The sequence below is a fragment of the Rhodopseudomonas infernalis genome, assembly GCF_022271405.1.
GTDB lineage: Bacteria > Pseudomonadota > Alphaproteobacteria > Rhizobiales > Xanthobacteraceae > Rhodopseudomonas > Rhodopseudomonas infernalis.
Window position 1 is genome coordinate 38,095 of the sequence record NZ_JAJNAL010000017.1, and the last position, 20,380, is coordinate 58,474.

The window sequence follows — 20,380 nt, forward strand, 5'->3', positions numbered from 1 at the left end:
ATCAGCGCGTCGTCTGCGTCAGCAGCAGATACATCGCGTACGGATTGGTTTTCAGATAGCGCATGCCGAGCCGGCGCGGCTCCAGCGCCATGCGCCACGCCCATTCGAGGCCGAGCTGCTGCATCCACTGCGGGGCGCGCGGCTTGGAGCCCGACAGAAAGTCGAACAGGCCGCCTGAGGTCTTGATGACGCCGACGGTCGTGAGCCGATGGCGGTTGCGGCCGATGAACAGCTGCTCGCGCGGCACGCCCATCGACACCCACAGGATGTCGGGCGCAAGTTCGGCGATCTGCCGGCACGCTGTGATTTCTTCGTCCTGATCGGCGAAGAAGCCGTTGCGGCGGCCGATCAGCTTGAGGTCGGGATAGCGCTTCGCGACCAGTTCGGCAGCGAGCCGATTGGAGTCTTCGCTGGCGCCGAGCATGAACATGCTGGCGCCGCGTGCGATCGCTTCCCGTGCAACGTCGTGAAACAGATCGGTGGTGGCGACCCGCTCCGGTAGCGGCACGTCGCACTTGTAACGCGACACGAACACGTGCGGCATGCCGTCAGCATGGATGGCGTCGGCCTGCAGGAACATCGCATGCTCGGCCGGATCGACGGCGCAGCGATAGGTGACCTCGCCGTTGGTCGACGTCATGTAGGCCGGATAGCGCCACAGCCCGCGACGCTTCAGGGCTTCGTCGACCATCCCGCGCGCGGTTTCGGTGCGATCGGCGACAACGATCGGCAGGCCGCCGATCACGTTGCGCTTCCAATGCAGGAAGCGGGTGCGACGACGCTCGCCGCTGACGCGGCGCTCGCCGAATGGCAACGAGTCGATGGCCGCGATCGAGAACGGCGCAACCCGACGATCCAACAGGCGCCGTTCGGCTCCCGCTGCCTGCGTCAGGCTTCGCTGCACAATCTGCACGTAAGGCATCGCGAATTCCGCTCGTCACTTGGTCGGTGAAGACGTGGTTCGATCAAACTCAGCATAAACAATCAGCGCTTCCTAATTGGGTTTCAAGCGCGTCTTTACCGTTTCTGTTCAACAAGGTAAAACAGTTAACGGTTTAGTAAGGATTAGCTGGGGATTTCTGCTCGACTGTCCCATTTCGCGCCAACATCGCCGCGCGGCGAGGTGGCGTGTCATCCCGGGGCAATGCCGCCCACAGGCGGGTGCGGCGCCTAGAGCTGCCGTTCCCAGGCCAGCGCATGCCGCACGATGGTCTCGAGATCGTCATAGCGCGGCGTCCAGCCGAGTTGGGTCTTGGCGCTGTCGTTCGACGCCACCAGCACCGCCGGGTCGCCGGCGCGGCGGCCCTCGAGGCGCACCGGAAAGTCCACACCCGACACGCGCTTCACGACCTCGATCACCTCCAGCACCGAATAGCCGGCCGCATAGCCGATGTTGCAGGTGATACTCGGCTGGCCGGCGCGCAGATAGCGGAGCGCGTCGAGATGCGCGGCGACGAGGTCGCTGACATGGACGTAGTCGCGGATGCAGGAGCCGTCGGGAGTCGGGTAGTCGGTGCCGAACACGTCGATTCCATCGCGCTTGCCGAGCGCGGCCTGCACGGCGATCTTGATCAGATGCGTGGCATTGGGGGTCGATTGCCCGGTGCGGCCCTCCGGGTCGGCGCCGGCGACGTTGAAATAGCGCAGCGCCGCGTAGCTGAGCGGATGCGCGCGCGCGACGTCGCCGAGGATCCACTCGACCATCAGCTTGGAACGGCCGTACGGATTGATCGGCTGCGTCGGCAGATTCTCGCCGATCGGCGTGCGGTCCGGCTCGCCATAGACCGCGGCGGTCGACGAGAACACGACATGCGGCACGCCGCGCTGCACCGCGCAGTCGATCAGTGTCCGCGCATTGGCGGTGTTGTTGCGATAGTAGTCCAGCGGATGCGTGACCGAGTCAGGCACCACGATGCTGGCAGCGAAGTGGATGATCGCGCCGATCGGGTAGCGATCCATGACGTCCCCGACGAAGCCGGCATCGCCGACCGATCCCTGGAACAGCGGCACGCCGGCGGGGATCGCCTCGCGTCGCCCGGTGGAGAGATCGTCGATCACCACGGCGCGTTCGCTGGCCGCCTGCAGCGCCAGCGTCATGTGGCTGCCGATGTAACCGGCGCCGCCGGTGACGAGGATATGGCTCTCCATCTGAGCTTTCCGTGGCTGGCGTTCGGAGACGGTCGAGGTCAGGGGACGGCGTTGCTTTGGAACCGGATGCGACTGCTCGCAATTGCGACGCCCCAGGTCAAGCCGATCAGCAAGAAATAATGCCGCCAATGGTCGGTATCGATAATGAAGCTCTCGAGCAGCGTCACGATCATGGCCGAGACGATCACGATGGAGGTGCGCTGCCACGGCGTGCGGACGAACACGTTGCGCAGCCCATAGGCGGCCGTCATGAACACCAGGGCCGGATACAGGATGCCGCTGATCCAGCCGCCCGACATGAAGGCGTTCAGGAACGAATTGTGGGTGTCCTCCGGGAAGAATCGGCGGAATTGCAGCGGCCCGATGCCGAACGGATAGTCGAGCGCCATCGCGGCGCCGAGCAGGTGTCGGCCGAACCGGCCGAACCGGCCGCTGTCATAGGGCTGCGACAGGCTTGCGCGCTCCTTGAACAGCGCGTCGATCCGATCGAACGACAGCAACACCGCGAGTGCGGCGATCAGCAACGCGCCCGCCAGCAGCGCCAGAAACACGATGCGCAGGCGGCGCTGCTGCGTCGGCGCGGTGACGAACATCAGCGCGACCATCAGCAGCGAGGCGCCGGCCAGCGTGCCCCAGGCGGCGCGCGAGAAGGCGAGGAACACCGCCAATGCGATGATGCCGAACGCCACAGCATTGCGCACCGCGCTCCAGAACGAGCCTTCGATCACCCGCTGCAGCGCCAGGATCGCCGGAAACACCAGGAACGCGCCGAGCACGTTGGGGTCCTTGAAGGTGCCCCGTGCGCGGCCGACATAGGTCAGGAGATCGCCGGCGCCGGGGATCAGATTGAAGTAGCCGGCGATGCCGGCGAGCGCCGCGATCAGGCCGCCGACCAGATAGCCATTGGCGATCGCGTCGATCCGCGCGCTGGTGTCCTCCAGCGCGACCAGCGCGAAGAACATCGCGGTGATCGCCATGTACCAGGACGTCAGCAGCCAGTTCAGGATCAGCGGATCGCCCAGCAGCGCCGACGCGCCGATGGTGTAGCCGAATTCGATGCCGATCAGCAGCCCGATCGGAACGATCAGCGCCGGCGTGATCCGCAATCCGGTCGCCACGAACAGCAGCAGGGACGCCAGCACGGCGAATTCGTAGGGGCTCGGCTCGATGAACACGATCGCGCCGCTGGCGCCGACCAACCACAACAGCGCGAGCTGGAGCGCGCGCAGCCTCGGCGTCGTGCTGGAAGAAGCCGCGATGGCGAAGTCGGTCATGCTGCAACCTTGCGTCGCCGGCAGATACACATGGTTAACTGTGTCGCCGCGCGTGCGCGCAGCGATCCAGGCCGCGGGGACGCCGCGCGCGGAGTGTAGAAAACCGGGATTAATGCCGGCTTAGCACCGGCACACGCCCGTCGGCGTTCCGAGTGCAGTGGCCTTTACCACATCCGTGGCATTCGCATGAAGCCGCCGCGGAACCGGGCTATAGCCGCGGATGGATTTCGCCGATCGGAGACAAATGATGATCAGCAAGCGAGCTTTTCTCGGTTCGGCCGCAGGGGCCGCCGCCGCACTGTTCGGCGTCAGGGCCGCGCCGGCCTTCGCCGAGGCCATCACTTATCCGACGCGGCCGGTGCGCTGGATCGTGCCCTATGCGGCGGGCGGCGCCACCGACGTGTTGTCGCGGATGGTCTGCCAGAATCTGTCCGAGAAGCTCTGCCAGTCCTTCGTGGTCGAGAACAAGCCGGGCGCCGGCAGCACGATCGGCACGCAGGCGGTGATCAACTCGCCGGCCGACGGCTACACGCTGTTGCTGACCAGCACGGCGAACGCCATCAACGCGTCGTTCGATCGCACCCTGCCGTTCGATTTCGCCAAGAGCATCGCGCCGGTGGCCGGGCTCGCCCGCATTCCGCTGGTGCTCGTCGTCAACAACGACATTCCGGCCAGGACGGTCGCCGAGTTCATCGCCTACGCCAAGGCCAACCCAGGCAAGATCAGCGTCGGTTCGTCGGGCATCGGCACGTCGCTGCATCTGTCGGGCGAGTTGTTCAAGTCGCTGGCCGGCGTCGATCTGGTGCACGTGCCGTATCGCGGCTCGGCGCCGGGGCTGACCGATCTGATGTCGGGCCAGATCCAGGCGATGTTCGACAATGTGACCTCGTCGTTCGAACTCGCGAACGCCGGCAAGATCCGCGCGCTCGGCGTCACCATGCAGCAGCGCTCGGCGGTGCTGCCCGATGTTCCGCCGATCAGCGATACGCTCGCCGGCTACGACACCAGCTCGTTCTACGGTTTGGGTGCACCGCATGGTACGCCCGCGGACGTGATCGACCGGCTCAACCGCTCGATCAACGCCGCGCTCGACGATCCGACCATCAGGCAGCGGATCGCCGGTCTCGGCGCCATCCCGCTGCACGGCGACGCCGCGCAGTTCGGCGCCATGATGAGGGCCGAGACCGAGAGCTGGCGCAAGATCGTCGAAGCGTCGCACCTTCGCAAAGAAGGCTGACGCCCGCGCCGGCCGTCTCCGCACGGCAGCGCCGGCTTGCAATTGAGCGTGCCGGCTCCGATATTTCCCGTTCCGCCAGTCGTGCTGAACAGGAGACGCCGGATGCCTTCCTTGCCCGAATGGAATGTGCCCGCCGCGATCCGGCCGCGGGCCGCCGATTTCCCGTTCGATCTCGATCGCGTGCTGTCGGCGGTGGTCGGGCTGCACGCGATCATTCCGCCGGATGCCTTCACGGCCAACACGCTCGGCACCGAACGCGCCGGCAACGCGGTGCTGATCGACGATGGTCTGCTGCTCACCATCGGTTATCTCATCACCGAAGCCGAGACGGTGTGGCTGCATCTCGGCGATGGCCGCGTGGTTGCAGGGCACGCGCTGGGCTTCGATCAGGACAGCGGCTTCGGCCTGGTGCAGGCGCTCGGCGCGATCGATCTGCCGCCGTTGCGGCTCGGCAATTCCTCCGCGGCGAAAGCCGGCGACCGCGTGATCATCGGCGGCGTTGGCGGGCGAGTCCGGTCGGTGGCCGGACGGATCGCCGCTCGGCAGGAATTCGCCGGCTATTGGGAGTATCTGATCGACGATGCGATCTTCACCGAACCGTCGCATCCGAACTGGGGCGGCACCGCGTTATTGTCGGCGACCGGTGAGTTGATCGGCATCGGCTCGCTGCAAATCGAGCGCAGCGGCAGCGACGAGCACTACAACATGATGGTGCCGATCGACCTGTTGAAGCCGGTGCTCGGCGATCTGCGCACCATCGGCCGCGTCGACAAACCGGCGCGACCGTGGCTCGGGCTGTACTCGACGGAGATCGAAGGGAAGATCGTGGTGGTCGGCATCGCGCCGAAAGGCCCGGCGTCGCGCGCCGAGTTGAAGACGGGTGACGTCATCCTGGCAATCGCCGGCGAGAAGGTGACGACCGAGGCGGAATTTTATCGAAAGCTCTGGGCGCTCGGCAGTGCCGGCGTCGAGGTCCCACTGACCTTGTTCAGCGGCGGCGCCACCTTCGACGTCGTTCTGCATTCCGCCGACCGAGCGAAGTTCCTGAAGGGGCCGCGGCTGCATTGAGCGTTGTCTGATGGATTGTCTTGCCCGACCACGCACGTCGTCAGTGCCGGGCTTGGACCCGGCAATCCATCCTCTTTGCAACAATCAGGCATCTTGTAAGCGCGCTGACGCGCGCGAGGGATACGCGGGTCAAGCCCGCGTAGGACAGCGAGTTTGAAGAGGGGCTTTGCCCCAAGACAACGGTAGTCCCCGCGCTGCGCGCCGCTACTTCTCCGGCATCTTGTCGTCGATGCCCTTGACGTAGAAATCCATGCCGAGCACCTGGCCGTCGTCGAGGTGGTCGCCGCCTTTGCATTCGATGTCTTTGCCGTCCTGATCGGCGATCGGGCAGGCGAACGGCTTGATGGAGCCGTCGACGATGCCGGCTTCGGTGTCGGCCGCCAGTTTCTTCACGTCCTCCGGCATGTTGGTGTAGGGCGCCATTACGATCATCTTGTCCTTCAGCCCGCCCCAGCTGTCGCCCGCCTGCCAGTTGTTATCGAGCGCCGCCCGCACGCGCGCCACGTAGTAGGGTGCCCAATTGTCGACGATGCCGGTGAGCTGCGCCTTGGGGCCGAACTTGATCAGGTCCGAGTCCTGCGCGAATGCGTGGGCGCCGCGCTCGTTCGCGACCTGCATGGCGGCGGCGCTGCCGGTGTTCTGCATGATCACGTCGGCGCCCTGGCGGAGCAGGGACTTGGCAGCTTCGGCTTCCTTGCCGGGATTGAACCACGCGCGCACCCAGACGATCTTGATCTTGATGTCCGGATTGATCTTCTGCGCCGCCAGCAGCGTGGCGTTGATGCCGGAGATCACTTCCGGCGTCGGGAACGGCGCGATGTAGCCGAGCACGCCGGTCTTCGAGATCTTGGCGGCGATCGTGCCTTGCACGGTGCGGCCCTCGTAAAAACGCGCCGAATAGGTCGCGACGTTCTTCTCGCGCTTGTAGCCGGTGGCGTTCTCGAATTTCACGTCGGGATATTTCTTGGCGACATTGACGGTCGGGTCCATGTAGCCGAGCGACGTGGTGAAGATCAGCTTGTTGCCGGCGCGGGCGAGTTGCTCGATGGTGCGCTCGGCCTCGGCGCCTTCGCCGACGCCGGCCAGCACGGTGGTCTCGACCTTGTCGCCGAATTCCTTGACGACCGCCTGGCGCGCCTGATCGTGCTGATAGGTCCAGCCGTAGTCGCCGACCGGGCCGATATAGACGAAGCCGATCCTGAGCTTGGCGGGCTTGTCCTGCGCCGCGGCGCAGGACAAGCCCGCACATCCTGCCAGCAGCAGCGCCGCCGTCACCATCGCCTTCGTCATTCGTCTCTCCGGTTGCCGGCTGTCGTTGTGCGCATCGAAGGACGGCGACTCCGCCATTGACCGTCCCGACCGTGTGGAGATCAGCACCTACGCCCGTACCATGGCAAGATTGGGCTGTGCGGTCATCAGCCGCGCCGCTGGCACCAATGGTTCGCTCGCCTCGCAGCGTCATCCGATCGTTGACTTCACGGGCTAGGACGAAAGCTGTAGTCATGACGGCGACAGAACCTGCGGGAAAGTTCGAATGGCGGTCCGGTTCATCCTCATCTGGCTGGCATTGGCCGCGGTCGCCGCTTGGGCAGCGTGGTATCAGGCGCGCGCGCCGCGCCGGGCGCTGTGGGTTCGGATCGCCGTGGCGGCGGTGCTGCTCGGCGGCTGCGCGGCCGGCTTCCTGATGTATGGCGACCATCTCGACAAGACGATCGGCTCGGTCGTGCTGTATTTCCTGGTCTGGGGCTCGGTGTTCGGCCTGTCGGCCGCGTGCGGCGGCGTCATCATCGGGACGCTGATCGCGCTGCTGATCGGCTGAATTGATTCGGCTGACTTTTCGGCGTCGCTTGCTTTATCATGGGACGACCGTCGATCCGGAGCCTGCGATGCCGACCCCGCCATCCCCCGCGCCCGCGACCATCTTGGCGGAGCCCGCCCCGATCGGCCTCGACTGGGCGACGACGGCACTGCTGATCATCGACATGCAGCGCGATTTTCTCGAGCCTGGCGGCTTCGGCGAGACGCTCGGCAACGACGTGTCGCAGCTCGAGCGTGCGGTGGCGCCGATCGCCGCGGTGCTCGCTGCCGCGCGGCGGATGGGGCTGCCGGTGATTCACACCCGCGAGGGCCATCTTCCGGATTTGTCCGACGCGCCGCCCGCCAAAGTCGCGCGCGGCGTGCCCAGCCTGCGGATCGGCGATCCCGGACCGATGGGGCGCATCCTGATCCGCGGCGAGCCGGGCCACGACATCATCGCCGACCTGGCGCCGGGTGCCGACGAGATCGTCATCGATAAGCCCGGGAAGGGCGCGTTCTACGCCACCGAGCTCGAGGACGTGCTGCAAAAATACGGCATCGAGACGCTGCTGGTGTGCGGCGTCACCACCGAGGTCTGCGTCAACACCACGGTGCGCGAGGCCAATGACCGCGGCTATCGCTGCGTCGTCATCGGCGACGGCTGCGCCTCCTATTTCCCCGAATTCCACGTGGCCGGTCTGGCGATGATCAAGGCACAGGGCGGAATCTTCGGCTGGGTCGCGGATTCCGATGCGGTGCTCGCGGCGATGGCAAACGAGCAGCGCTGAGCTCGCCGTGCCACAGTGGTGACACCATCACCGCAACTTGACGAAACCGGATCCGCGATCCGCCGTTGTGGCTTTCGGCGCTTTACTGAAAGGAACTCCCGATGAACTCTTCTTCCGCCACGCGGCTTCTGTCGGTTGCCGTACTGTTCGGCACGCTCGGGCTGACGTCGACGGCGAGTTACGCTGCCGGTGCATTTGATGGCATGTCCGGCTATTGGAACGGCGGCGGCACAGTGCAACTGTCGGACGGCTCGAGCGAACGCATTCGCTGCCGGGCTTCCTACGCGGTCGCCGGCGGCGGGAGGCTCCTGCAGCAGACGCTGGTGTGTGCCAGCGACAGCGCGCGGTTCGACATCACCAGCCATGTCGAGGAAAACGGCGGACGCATCACCGGCACCTGGAGCGAGGCGACGCGCAACGTCAACGGCCAGGTGACGGGCACCGCCCAGACCGGCCGCGTCAACGCCCAGGTTGCCGGCCCCGGCTTTTCGGCCTCGCTGTCGGTCGCGACGCGCGGCTCGTCGCAGTCGGTCACGATCACGCCGCAAGGCAGCGACATCCGCAACGTCTCGGTGTCGCTGAAGAGGCGCTAAGCGAGAGTGATGCGAGGGCAGCCGCCCATGTCGCCGCCTGACTGATCACCGAGACTGCTAACACCATCGCGATGCCCGGCCCCGTGCCGGGCATTTGCGTTTGAGGATCCTCGAAGCAGCAAGGCGTTGCTGCCGGGACGAACCTGTCCCTCTCTTCATGACAATTTGGACAGATCGATCACGCATAGCGCGTAGTTGCACGCGCGCTGGTCGCAATTGGCGTTCATCCGTTGCCAAAGATTAATTCTCCAAACAGCTCGGCGTAATGTGGGCCATCTATATTCTGGCGAGTAGTTCACGCCCCGTTCATTCCGCAAGTGGAGCCTCGCCATGGATCACAATGACATCGACTACACCCCGAAATCGACGACACAGCTGCGCCGGATCATGAAGCCGCGACGCTTCGCCCTGCTGGCGTCCGCCGCAGCGCTGAGCGCCGCGCTGGTGACCGGCGGTTATCTCACCCACGATTTTCCGTCCTTCGCGTCGCCTGCTCACGCCGCCGAGGGCGCGGCGTCGCCGGCTCCTGTGGCCGGCTTCGGCGATCTCGTCACCAAGGTGAAGCCCGCGGTGATTTCGGTGCGCGTCAAGATCGACGAAGACAGCCGCACAACGCCGCTGATCCGCAACGACGACAGCGAAGACCAGATGCAGGGCGCGCCGTTCCAGCAGTTCGAGCGCCAGTTCGGCTTCCGCGGCGGCCGCGACGGTGCGCCGAAGCGTCACGAGATGGTGACCGGCGAAGGCTCGGGCTTCTTCATCTCGGCGGACGGCTACGCGGTCACCAACAATCACGTCGTCGACCATGCCAAATCGGTGCAGGTGACGACCGATGACGGCACCGTCTACACCGCCAAGGTGGTCGGTACCGACAAGAAGACCGATCTGGCGCTGATCAAGGTCGACGGCGGCAAGTCCGACTTCACCTATGTGAAGTTCGCCGACAAGCCGGCGCGCGTCGGCGACTGGGTCGTCGCCGTGGGCAATCCGTTCGGCCTTGGCGGCACGGTGACGGCCGGCATCGTCTCGGCGCGTGGCCGCGACATCGGCTCGGGTCCGTACGACGACTACGTGCAGATCGACGCGCCGATCAACAAGGGCAACTCCGGCGGCCCGGCGTTCGATACCAATGGCAACGTCATCGGCGTCAATACCGCGATCTACTCGCCGTCGGGCGGCTCGGTCGGCATCGGCTTCGACATTCCGGCGGCGACCGCCAAGCTGGTGATCGCGCAGCTCAAGGATAAGGGCACGGTGACGCGTGGCTGGCTCGGCGTGCAGGTGCAGCCGGTGACGGCGGACATCGCCGACAGCATGGGCCTCAAACAGGCGCGCGGCGCTTTGGTCGACAGCCCGCAGGACGGCAGCCCGGCCGCCAAGGCCGGCATCGCCGCCGGCGACGTGATCACTGCGGTCAACGGCGACGAGATCAAGGACTCGCGCGCACTGGCACGGACCATCAGCATGATGGCGCCCGGCACCTCAGTGAAGCTCGACGTGCTGCACAAGGGTGAAGCCAAGGCCGTGACGCTCAGCCTCGCCGAGATGCCGAACGACACGCAGAAGGTCGCGAGCAACGATCAGTCGGCGCAGGGCGAGGGCCGTCCTTATCTCGGCGTGCGCGTCGCGCCGGCCGGTGACGTCGAAGGCTCCGGCCAGAAGGGCGTCGTCGTCACCAGCGTCGATCCCGAAGGTCCGGCCGCGGACCGCGGGGTGCGCACCGGCGACGTCATCCTCGACGTCGCGGGCAAGGCAGTGTCGAACTCCGGCGATGTCCGCGACGCGCTGAAGCAGGCCAGCGACAGCGGCCGCAAGACCGTGCTGATGCGGGTGAAGAGCGCCGATGCGGCGGCTCGCTTCGTCGCGGTGCCGATTGCCAAGGGCTGATCGGCCGCGAGCCTTCAACGAACGCGTGGTCAACAAGGGTGGTCGCAGGACCGCCCTTGCTCGTTCTGGGCGCAACTCCGTCCGCGGGGCGCCGGCGGATGATGGGGTGCAACCGGTCTGGCGGCCTGGCGTTAGTGCGGGACCGCGCTTCGTGATACCCTCCCCCCAACTGCCGAAAGGTCCCGACATGACGATCCGCAGATCCAAGACCGTGGTGGTGACTGGGGCCAGCGCGGGCGTCGGCCGCGCGATCGCGGCAGCGTTCGGGCGGCTCGGCTGGCAGGTCGCATTGATTGCGCGCGGTGAGGAGGGGCTCGAAGGTGCGCGCCACGAAATCGAATCGTCCGGCGGTCGCGCGCTACCGATCGTGGCCGATGTCGGCGACGCCGATGCGATGTTCGCCGCGGCGGAGCGGATCGAGCGCGAACTCGGGCCGGTCGACGTCTGGGTCAACAACGCCATGGTGACCGTCTACGGCGCCAGCGTCGACATCACGCCGGAAGAATTCGCCCAGGTCACGCGCGTCACCTATCTGGGGCAGGTGCACGGTACGCTGGCGGCGCTGCGCCATATGCGGCCGCGCGACAGCGGCGCGATCATCTCGATCGGATCGGCGCTGGCGTATCGGTCGATTCCCTTCCAAGCACCGTATTGCGCCGCCAAGGCGGCGACGCGAGGCTTCATCGACTCGCTGCGCAGCGAGCTGATGGCCGAAAACAGCGCCGTCACCTTGACGATGGTGCATCTGCCGGCGGTGAACACGCCGCAATTCGACTGGGCCCGCAACAAATTCGACCGCAAGCTCGCGCCGGTGCGGCCGATCGTGCAGCCCGAGCCGATCGCAGCCGCGGTGGTCCGCGCCGCGGTCGAGCGACCGCGCGAATATTGGGTCGGTGCTTCCGCCGTGAAGGCGATCGCTGCGCAGATGCTGATGCCGTCGATTGCCGACCGGCTGCTGGCGCGCGCTGGCATCGAGAACGAGACCACCAACGAACCGGCCGATCCGAACGCGCCGGACAATTTGTATCAAGCGGGCCGCGGCGATCCCGGCGCGCACGGGCGGTTCGACAGCGAGTCCGCTCATCACGCGTTCCCCTTCAATCCCACGCTTCTCCGCGCGGGGGCGGCGCTTGGGCTCGCGGCCGGCGCCGCGCTGCTGTGGCGGGCCGCAAGGTCCGCCCGGGCCCGGGAGACCAGGCTGTTCCAGCACAGGCAAGTGGGGGCTCGGTGAACGCGCGTCTCCGCAAACTCTACGACGATCTGTCCGATACCTTCTGGCTGTTGCCGGCACTGCTGGTGCTGCTCGGCTCGGTCTCGGCGTTCGGGCTGATCGAGGTCGATCGCAGCGGCGCGGTGCCGGCCTGGCTGCTGGAAAACTGGCTGTACAACGGCGGCGCGACGGGGGCTCGCACGCTGCTCGGCGCGGTTGCGTCGTCGACGATCGGCGTGGCCGGCACGGTGTTCTCGATCACCATCGCGGCGCTGTCGCTGGCGGCCGGCCAGATGGGGCCACGCCTGCTGCGCAACTTCACGCGCGACCGCGGCAATCAGACAACTCTCGGAATCTTTCTCGGGACGTTCTGCTACGCGCTGATCGTCCTGCGCAGCGTACGAACCGCGGAGGAGGGCGCCTTCGTGCCGCATCTGGCGCTGGGCGTCGGCGTCGCGCTGGCGTTCGTCTGCGTCGGAACGCTGGTGTATTTCGTCGATCACATGGCGGGGCGCATCAATGTCGACACCGTCATCGGTCTGGTCAGTGACGACATTCGCCGAACGATGCGGTCGCTCGCGGCCGAGGGCCCGCAGCCCGCGCCGCCGCCGCCCAATCACTGGCGCGACGCCGCGGCCGTCTGCGAGCAGCGGCAGGGCTACCTCCAGCATCTCGATGAGAACGGACTTGCGACCTGGGCGTGCGAGCAGCAGACCGAAATCCGCCTACTGGTGCGCCCTGGCGACTATGTGTTTCCGGGAGCGCCGATCGCGCTGATCCTGCCGCCGCGCGAGGGCGCCGAGGAGGCGATCCGCAACGCCACGGCGCTTGCGCCGACTCTCACCTCCTCGATGGATCTGCGGTTCGCGATCCGGCAACTCGTCGAGGTCGCGGCGCGGGCGTTGTCGCCCGGAATCAACGACCCGCACACCGCGATCAGCGTGCTCAACCGGCTCGGTGCCGTGTTGTGCGAGATGCAGCAGATCCGGCTGCAGAGCGGCGTCTGGATGATGCAGGGCCGCAGCGTTCTGGTGGTCCCGCACGTGCAGTACGACGAACTGGTCGACGCGATGCTGCACACGATCCGCCAGAACGCGGCGGGCAAGCCATCGGTGCTGATCGGCATCATCGTCGTGCTGACGCAGGTGGCGAGTGTCGAACGCGACCCGCCGCGTCTGTCCAGCCTGCGTAAGCACGCCGGGTTGGCGATGAAGGACAGCGAGCGCGATATCCCGTCGCCCGACGATCTGGCGGATCTGCGCCGTCGCTACGATGCCTTCATCGACGTGGCCGATAACGGTCCGCTGGCGATTTTCCGGCAGTAGCCGGGCGGTCGCTCATCCCTCAGCGAGATCGAGGATGCGTTGGCGGCGTCGGCTGGTGGCGGCGTCGATCAGCATCCGGCCGGCCCAGCGATAGACGTTCCATTCGCGGACCTGCTGGCGCATCGCGCTCATCCGCTCCTGCTGCTCGTGGGCCGGCATCCGTAGCGCGGTGTCGAGCGCGGTGGCCATCTCGTGGACGTGATAGGGATTGACGATCAGCGCCTCGGAGAGTTCGCGCGAGGCGCCGGTGAAGCTCGACAGCACCAGCACGCCGTGCTCGTCATCGCGCGCGGCGACGAACTCCTTGGCGACGAGATTCATCCCGTCATGCAGGCTGCTGACGACGCACAGGTCGGCGGCCCTGAACAGCTTGAACACGTCGCGCGAGCCGTGATGGCGGATCAGCAGCACGATCGGCTTGTAGGAGTCGGTGCCGTGTCGCTGGTTGATGGCCTTGGCGAGCGCCACCGCGTCGTCCTGCAGCGTGCTGTAGCTCGACAATTTGCTCCGCGTCGGCGCCGCGACCTGCACGAACACGAGCCGCTGCTTCCAGTCGGGCTGACGGGTCAAGAGATCGTCCACCGCCCGCATGCGATCGAGAATGCCCTTGGTGTAGTCGAAGCGCTCGATGCCGACGGCGATCTTGACGTCCGGCGCTAGGCCGAGCGCTTCGCGGACCTCACGGCGGCAGGTTTCGATCGGGGGCTGACCGTCGAGCGCGGCCGGCGGCCATTCGATCGAGATCGGATAGGGCCGCACCATGGTCTCGTGGCCGTTCAACGTCACCGTGGCGTGTTCGCGGTCGATCCGGCTCTCGACGAAGCGATCGACGGTTTCGAAGAAGTTGTTGCAGTGAAACTGGGTGTGGAAACCGAGGATGGTCGAGCCGAGCAGCCCGTCGATGATCTGCTCCTTCCACGGACAGATGCTGAAGGTCTCGGCGTTCGGCCAGGGGATGTGCCAGAAGGTGATGATGGTGGCCTTCGGCAGCTTGTCGCGGATCATCCGCGGCGCCAGCGCGAAGTGATAATCCTGCACCAGCACAATCGGATTGTCGGTCTTCGCCTCCTCGACCACGGCGGCGGCGAAGCGCTCGTTGATCGCCTGATACGCGCTCCAGTCGGACTCACGGAAGGCCGGGCGCACGAACGCGATATGACACAGCGGCCACATGCCTTCGTTGGCGAAGCCGTAGTAGAAGCCGTCCTGCTCGTCGTCGGTGATCCAGATCCGGCGCAGCTTGTAGGATGGTTGGTCCGGCGGCACATCGATCCGGTCGTGGGAATCGACCGTGTCGCGATCGGCATTGCCGCTTCCGTGAGCGATCCAGGTGCCGCCGCACGCACGCATCACCGGCTCCAGCGCCGATACCAGCCCGCTCGCGGGAATCTGCACCTCGATCCGGTCGCCGTCGCGATTGTGGATGTAAGGCTCTCGGTTCGACACGATCAGTACTTCGGCGTCGGGCAATGTCGAATGCAGCAATTGCTGCAGAGTAGCGGGCGACCAGTCGATCTGCGCCGAACTGATCGAATGACGGCCGGTTTCCACCTCGCTGAGTAGTTTCTTGATCTGCAGGTCGATCTCGCTGGCGTCGCGCTTCGGCAACCGCGCCGCCGCGCCGGAGCGAACATCGTCGACCGCCCGCCGCAAGGCGTTCATCCAGCCGCGCAACACCAGGACGACAAACAGCGCGGCGCCGCCGGCGATCATCACCGCCATGCCGACCAGCGCCGCGATCATGAAGCCCTGCGCCTCGCTGGAGCGGACGTCGACGAAGCTGAGATCGTGCAGGATGACCAGATAGGCCTTGCGGGTGCGGTCGACGATCGGGAAGGCGCCGACCATGACCCGCCGGCCGTCGATGACGATCGTCGAGAAGCTCTCGGCTTCGGAGCGGGCGACCTTTTCGCAGGAGAACGTCGCGGGCATCATCCGGGTCGGCGCGATCAGCTCGCCTTTGTCGCTGCACAGGCCGACCGCGAGAATACGCTGATCGAGCGCGACGGATTCGAAGCTGACGGAGAGCTGCACGACATTGTCGTCGGCCATCGCCGTCGCGATCTGGCTGCGGATCGCGTGGTACACCAACCGCGACCGCGCCTCGACGTCGCTCCGCGACCATTGCTCGACGAGTCGTTTGGAGAAGGGAGTGATGGCAACGCCGAGCAGCAAGGTCACGACAAGTCCGACACCGAGATATTTCAGGGCTGCCATGTAGCGCGGCATCGGCCGAAGGTCCTCCATACGAGCAGTCGCTGTTTACACCACAGCTGCCGCCGCGTCAGGCCGGTTGACAACCAAGCGTTTGTACGGAACCGCGCGCCGCTCGGCGTTTTAGTATTGTCAATTCTCACGTCGCTGAGAGCGATTGGACAGGTTCGGTACGTTGCCGGACAGTGTGCGAATTGTCGCGACTCCGCGAAACTGGGAACTCAGTCCGGGCCGGGATGTTAGCCTCCCTGAAAGCTGACGCAAGAAAGGGAGAACTTGATGAAGATGTCACGCACGATGCCCGCCATGGCGCTGATCGCCGGTTCGCTGGCTGTCGCGACGGTTCCGGCCTCGGCGGCGCCGCTGATGGCGAATTCGAATCCTGTGGCTGCGAAGGCAAACATCGAGCAGGTCCAGTATCGTCACGGTTGGCACGGCCACCGCGGCTACGGTTACGGACACCGCGGATATTACGGACATCGCCACGGTGGTGGCTGGGGTGCGGGTGCCGCGCTCGGCGGCCTTGCGGCGGGTGCCATCATCGGCGGCGCGATCGCCAACAGCCAGGCGCAGGCAGCGGCACAGAACGACGCGGTAGCGTATTGTTCGCAGCGTTTCCGGACCTACGATCCGGCCTCGGGCACCTATATCGCCAAGGGCGGTGTGCGGCGCTCCTGCCCGTAATTCCACATCATCACGACTGCGAAAGCCGCGCGGGCAACCGCGCGGCTTTCGTTTGCGCCGGTCGTGGCTTTAGATCTGTGAAAGACCATATTCTGCCATTCGAGCCAAACTGCTCTGTTCGAGCTGTGAAACCGAACGTCTCCGGTCGCGTTGGGGCGGGGCCGTGCGGCCGACCTTCCAGCCGTTCAGGACTGGGCGGGGCCTTGGTCTAGGATCCAGCCGGCGCCGCCACTCCGGAGCTCGTCCGATGTCGTCATCTTCTTCCAAGCCTGCGATCTACGCGGCGCTGGTCGGCAATCTGGCGATCGCCGTCACCAAGCTGGCGGCCGCGAGCTGGACGGGCAGCTCGGCAATGCTCAGCGAAGGCGTGCATTCGCTGGTCGATACCGGCAACGAAATCCTGCTGTTGTACGGTCTTCACCGGGCGGAGCGACCGGCCGACGAGATGCATCCGCTCGGCCACGGCCGCGAATTGTACTTCTGGAGCTTCATCGTCGCCCTGCTGATCTTCTCGATCGGCGCCGGGGTATCGTTTTACGAGGGGGTGATCCACATCATCACGCCCGAGCCGATCACGGACGTGAAGGTCAACTACATTGTCCTCGGTGTCGCGTTCCTGTTCGAAAGCGGCTCATGGTACGTCGCCTGGAAGGGCTTTCGAACGGCCACGCCCGACCTCGGCGTCGTGCCCGACCTCGACTACATCGAAGCTGCGACGCGCAGCAAGGATCCGACCACGTTCATCGTGCTGTTCGAGGACAGCGCCGCGCTGATCGGACTTCTGATCGCGTTGGCCGGCACGTTCGCGTCGGATTATCTTCAGATGCCGTCGCTCGACGGAGTCGCATCGATCGGCATCGCCTTGCTGCTGGCCGCGACCGGCGCATTCCTGGCTCGGGAAAGCAAAGGCCTGCTGATGGGCGAGCCCGCCGGCCCACGTACCCGTGAACGCATCCTGCAGATCGCCTGCCGGCACGGCGATGCGGTGAGCCCCGATGATCTGTTCACGGTGCACCTCGCCCCGCGTCAGGTGCTAGTAGCCCTGCGGCTGGATTTTGCCGAATCCAAACCAGGTCGCGAGATCGAGCGGGAATTCAGCCGGCTCGACGCGGAGATCCGGCAAAGCTGCCCGGACGTCGTGGCGGTGTTCATCAGGCCGCGGCTGCAAGCCCGATCCGCGCCGATGGCGCGGACCGAGGACCAAACGGCCTGATCAGTCCGTGAGTTCTTCGTCGCCGACGGTGTTGCGACGATCGGCGAAGTATTTGATCGCTGCGATCAGCACCACGAAGGTGGCGATCCAGACGATGCGCGAGCCGTAGCGGTCGTGGGGGCCGGAGATGATGCCGCAGATCATCGCGTTGCCGAGCAAAGCGGTGGCCACAAAGCCGGCGAGCAGCGAGACGTCGTCGAGTTCGCGGCGGGCCAGCGCGCGGCCGAGGATCGCCAGCAGCAGCACCATCGAGGCCAGCGCCACCGGCACGTGCACCCAGTTCACCGCGTTGAAGTTGATGTCCCAATGCTGCTGCCGCGCGGCGCGCATCGCCGGCACCTGACTGGGCATGTAGCGCTCGATGATGCCGTAGGTGTGCGGAATCCAGCCGTTGGTGCCTTCGCCGGTGCCGACGTGGACGAGTTGATCCCAGGTCGCCTTGGCGGCGGCCTTGGCCTGCATCCACGGATAGGCGGAGACGGCCTGTCGCGAGATGAATTCCATCTCGTCGCTCAGCCCCTCGAAGCGGCCGAGCTTGTCGAACATGTTGTTGCCGCCCCACAGGAAGTCGTCGCCGGTCGGCGGCAACTCGTTCTTATAGGGGCAGAGCTTGAGCTTCACGGTGGCGCAGTGGTCGTCGAGGTAGCGCTTGATGATGCCGTCCTGCAGCATCCGGCCGAACGCGACGCTGGAGCCGCCGGGCGTCCACGACACCGTGCCGGACAGCGTGTAATTGGTGACCAGCAGCAGCAGCGAGCCGGCGATCACCGTGGCGCTGCCCTGCAGCAGGCCGACGGCGCTGAGCCGGCCGCGCAGGAACGGCAGCAGCAGCCAGCCGGCGCAGCACAGCCCGGTCAGGACGCCGACGGTGGCGCTATGGGTGGCGGCCGAGAAGGTCGTGAAGGCGAATAGCAGCAGCTTTTCGATCGTCGAAGTGCGGTCGCGGCAGGCCACCAGCAGATACAGCGTCAACACCGACAGGCCGGCGAAGATGTCGGTCAGCAGCATGCTGGTGATCCACGGCAGCGCCGTGGTGGCGACCAGTGCAACACCGATCGCCGCCAGCCAGAACGGCCGGGTGATGTTGAAGACCCGCAGGGTCAACTGCATGATCCACAGCGTGACGATCGCCTGGAAGCCGAGATTGATCCAGAACTGCGAGCTCTCGCCGAAGTGGAGATAGAGCCCGTAGGTGGTCGAGCGGCTCGGGACCAGATAGCCTTCGTACCAGCGCGCCAGGTAACCGCCGGTGTCGTATTGGAGCAGGGGGTAACCGTTCCACAGCGCCGGAGCGAGCAGCAGCAACGGCAGCGCGAACAGCGCAATCCGGGCCGACAGCGCGCGGCGAGACTGCGCGGAAAGAACCTTGGCTTGAGCGGAAGTATCCATGTCGAGGGTGTTCTCAGCCGTTTTATGCTGCGTTCGCTCGGCTGAATACGGCGGGCGGGTTGGCGCCGCGAAGACGCCTCACATGCAGCACCATACTTATTTCCCGCCGATCTCTCAAGTTGACCTGATCGGTGGGCTAGCCGTCCGTCCGGCATCCTTCCGTGAAGGGCGAATTGCGAGGGGTCTAATTGCTTGAAATTACGGTCGCTTTGTGTCCTGTCCGGCCGTCCGCCGGGTCCGACAAGGGGGCCGGGCAGGGGCGCGGCGACCATAAGTCGGCGATCATGAACGAAGGCTGACTATCAGACGCCCGGACGATTCTCGGGCGGGGGGGCGGGCGCACGGCCGCCGAGCTCTTCGCCCCAGGCACCGTCATTCCGGGGCGTCGCGGAGCGACGAACCCGGAATCTCGACGGGTTCTGCGACTCCGGCGTTTCCACAACGTCTGGATTCCGGGTTCGCCCGCGAAGTGCGGGCGCCCCGGAATGACGGCGGAGGAGTGGGTGCTCTTGGAGCCGGAGAGGGCTATATTCCGCCGGATGGCCAGCTCACGCGGGTCCGACGGGAAGTGGAAACACCGCATGAAGATCAAGACCAAGCAGTTTCGCGTCGAGGAAGGCAGCAAGGTCGACCTCGACAAATGGCCGACGCTGGTCGACCCGTTCTACGAGTCCAAGGAAAACTACCAGGAAATGCTGCGGGGGCACGTCGCGCGGCTCGCCGAGCAGCAGAAGCTGCTCTACGCCAGCAACCGCCATGCCATCCTGCTGATCTTCCAGGCGATGGACGCCGCTGGCAAGGACGGCGTAATCCAGCACGTCATGTCCGGCGTCAATCCGCAGGGTTGCCAGGTGTTCAGCTTCAAGCATCCGAGCGCCACCGAGCTGAAGCACGACTTCCTGTGGCGCACCACCCGCGACCTGCCGGAGCGCGGTCGGATCGGCATCTTCAACCGCTCCTACTACGAAGAGGTGCTGATCGTCCGGGTTCACCCGCATATTCTGCTGAGCGAGGCGGTGCCCAACGGCACGGAATTCGGCAAGCAGTTCTGGCACAAGCGCTATCGCTCGATCCGCGACGCCGAGCGGCATCTGCACGCCAACGGCACGCGGATCGTCAAGTTCTTTCTGCATCTGTCCAAAGAGGAACAGCGCAAGCGCTTCCTTGCGCGCATCGACGAGCCCGACAAGAACTGGAAATTCAGCGCCGCCGATATCGAGGAGCGAAAGTACTGGGACGACTACATGAAGGCGTATGAGCACTGTCTCACCGAGACCAGCTCCGACGACTCGCCGTGGTACATCATCCCCGCCGACGACAAGCAGAACACGCGCCTGATCGTCTCTCAGGTCATTCTCGAGACCATCGAAGACCTCAAGATGTCCTATCCGGAGACCTCGCCGGCGCGGCGCAAGGAGCTCCTGAAGCTGCGGCGGCAGCTCGCGAAGTAGCGCACCCTGACTCGCAGCTGGGCCGTGTGGCCCGTGTGCATTGGCCGATGGTCCAAGACCCGCGGTCATGGGCATGACACAACAGGCAGGTTAGGGATCGGC

Annotated in this window: 17 protein-coding genes; 11 read left to right on the forward strand and 6 right to left on the reverse strand. The window is 65.7% G+C overall.

Annotated elements, in window-relative coordinates; translation table 11 throughout:
* Window position 1 precedes the first annotated feature (1 nt).
* The 3 genes from LPW26_RS13325 to LPW26_RS13335 all read right to left on the reverse strand — a co-directional run bounded on the left by LPW26_RS13325 (window position 2) and on the right by LPW26_RS13335 (window position 3,422).
* A complete protein-coding gene (locus LPW26_RS13325; protein ID WP_238735862.1) occupies window positions 2–922 on the reverse strand; it encodes a WecB/TagA/CpsF family glycosyltransferase in 921 nt (306 codons plus the stop codon).
* Window positions 923–1,170: 248 nt separating this feature from the next.
* A complete protein-coding gene (gene galE, locus LPW26_RS13330) occupies window positions 1,171–2,148 on the reverse strand; it encodes a UDP-glucose 4-epimerase GalE (RefSeq protein ID WP_238735863.1) in 978 nt (325 codons plus the stop codon).
* A 38-nt stretch (window positions 2,149–2,186) separates the two neighbouring features.
* Window positions 2,187–3,422, reverse strand: coding sequence for an O-antigen ligase family protein (locus LPW26_RS13335; RefSeq protein WP_238735864.1), 1,236 nt, complete (start codon window positions 3,420–3,422; stop codon window positions 2,187–2,189).
* A gap of 247 nt (window positions 3,423–3,669) precedes the next feature.
* On the opposite strand from LPW26_RS13335, the gene LPW26_RS13340 reads away from it, so the two are divergent.
* Window positions 3,670–4,659 (forward strand): Bug family tripartite tricarboxylate transporter substrate binding protein, encoded by a 990-nt coding sequence (locus LPW26_RS13340; protein ID WP_238735865.1) that lies wholly within the window; start codon window positions 3,670–3,672, stop codon window positions 4,657–4,659.
* 102 nt (window positions 4,660–4,761) lie between these two features.
* On the forward strand, window positions 4,762–5,727 hold the full coding sequence (locus tag LPW26_RS13345) for a S1C family serine protease (protein ID WP_238735866.1): 966 nt from the start codon (window positions 4,762–4,764) through the stop codon (window positions 5,725–5,727).
* A 204-nt stretch (window positions 5,728–5,931) separates the two neighbouring features.
* Here LPW26_RS13345 and LPW26_RS13350 read toward each other — a convergent pair whose 3' ends face one another.
* Window positions 5,932–7,017, reverse strand: coding sequence for a BMP family ABC transporter substrate-binding protein (locus LPW26_RS13350; protein WP_238735867.1), 1,086 nt, complete (start codon window positions 7,015–7,017; stop codon window positions 5,932–5,934).
* Between the two features lie 244 nt (window positions 7,018–7,261).
* Between LPW26_RS13350 and LPW26_RS13355 the strand changes: the two genes are divergently transcribed.
* The 6 genes from LPW26_RS13355 to LPW26_RS13380 all read left to right on the forward strand — a co-directional run bounded on the left by LPW26_RS13355 (window position 7,262) and on the right by LPW26_RS13380 (window position 13,327).
* A complete protein-coding gene (locus tag LPW26_RS13355; protein WP_238735868.1) occupies window positions 7,262–7,546 on the forward strand; it encodes a hypothetical protein in 285 nt (94 codons plus the stop codon).
* A 67-nt stretch (window positions 7,547–7,613) separates the two neighbouring features.
* Window positions 7,614–8,312: a cysteine hydrolase family protein gene (locus LPW26_RS13360; protein WP_238735869.1), complete on the forward strand. Its 699-nt coding sequence runs from the start codon at window positions 7,614–7,616 to the stop codon at window positions 8,310–8,312.
* Window positions 8,313–8,413: 101 nt separating this feature from the next.
* Window positions 8,414–8,905: a hypothetical protein gene (locus LPW26_RS13365; RefSeq protein WP_238735870.1), complete on the forward strand. Its 492-nt coding sequence runs from the start codon at window positions 8,414–8,416 to the stop codon at window positions 8,903–8,905.
* A 330-nt stretch (window positions 8,906–9,235) separates the two neighbouring features.
* Window positions 9,236–10,792 carry a Do family serine endopeptidase gene (locus LPW26_RS13370; RefSeq protein WP_238735871.1) on the forward strand — a complete coding sequence of 519 codons (1,557 nt, stop codon included), beginning with the start codon at window positions 9,236–9,238 and terminating at the stop codon, window positions 10,790–10,792.
* A 187-nt stretch (window positions 10,793–10,979) separates the two neighbouring features.
* A complete protein-coding gene (locus LPW26_RS13375) occupies window positions 10,980–12,023 on the forward strand; it encodes an SDR family oxidoreductase (RefSeq protein WP_238735872.1) in 1,044 nt (347 codons plus the stop codon).
* Window positions 12,020–13,327 carry a DUF2254 domain-containing protein gene (locus tag LPW26_RS13380; protein WP_238735873.1) on the forward strand — a complete coding sequence of 436 codons (1,308 nt, stop codon included), beginning with the start codon at window positions 12,020–12,022 and terminating at the stop codon, window positions 13,325–13,327. Before LPW26_RS13375 ends, LPW26_RS13380 begins: the two co-directional genes overlap by 4 nt.
* Before the next feature lie 12 nt (window positions 13,328–13,339).
* On the opposite strand, the gene LPW26_RS13385 is transcribed toward LPW26_RS13380, so the two are convergent.
* Entirely contained in the window at window positions 13,340–15,556 is a 2,217-nt protein-coding gene (locus LPW26_RS13385; RefSeq protein WP_238735874.1) for an alpha,alpha-trehalose-phosphate synthase (UDP-forming), read from the reverse strand.
* Window positions 15,557–15,820: 264 nt separating this feature from the next.
* Between LPW26_RS13385 and LPW26_RS13390 the strand changes: the two genes are divergently transcribed.
* Both LPW26_RS13390 and LPW26_RS13395 read left to right on the forward strand, forming a co-directional pair.
* A complete protein-coding gene (locus LPW26_RS13390; RefSeq protein ID WP_238735875.1) occupies window positions 15,821–16,225 on the forward strand; it encodes a BA14K family protein in 405 nt (134 codons plus the stop codon).
* Between the two features lie 247 nt (window positions 16,226–16,472).
* The gene (locus LPW26_RS13395) at window positions 16,473–17,438 is read left to right on the forward strand and encodes a cation diffusion facilitator family transporter (protein WP_238735876.1); all 966 of its coding nucleotides are present in this window, start codon (window positions 16,473–16,475) and stop codon (window positions 17,436–17,438) included.
* Here LPW26_RS13395 and LPW26_RS13400 read toward each other — a convergent pair whose 3' ends face one another.
* Window positions 17,439–18,827: a hypothetical protein gene (locus LPW26_RS13400; RefSeq protein WP_238735877.1), complete on the reverse strand. Its 1,389-nt coding sequence runs from the start codon at window positions 18,825–18,827 to the stop codon at window positions 17,439–17,441.
* A gap of 581 nt (window positions 18,828–19,408) precedes the next feature.
* On the opposite strand from LPW26_RS13400, the gene LPW26_RS13405 reads away from it, so the two are divergent.
* Complete coding sequence (locus tag LPW26_RS13405; protein ID WP_238735878.1) at window positions 19,409–20,278, forward strand: ADP-polyphosphate phosphotransferase; 870 nt, start codon at window positions 19,409–19,411, stop codon at window positions 20,276–20,278.
* The last annotated feature ends 102 nt before the right edge of the window (window positions 20,279–20,380 follow it).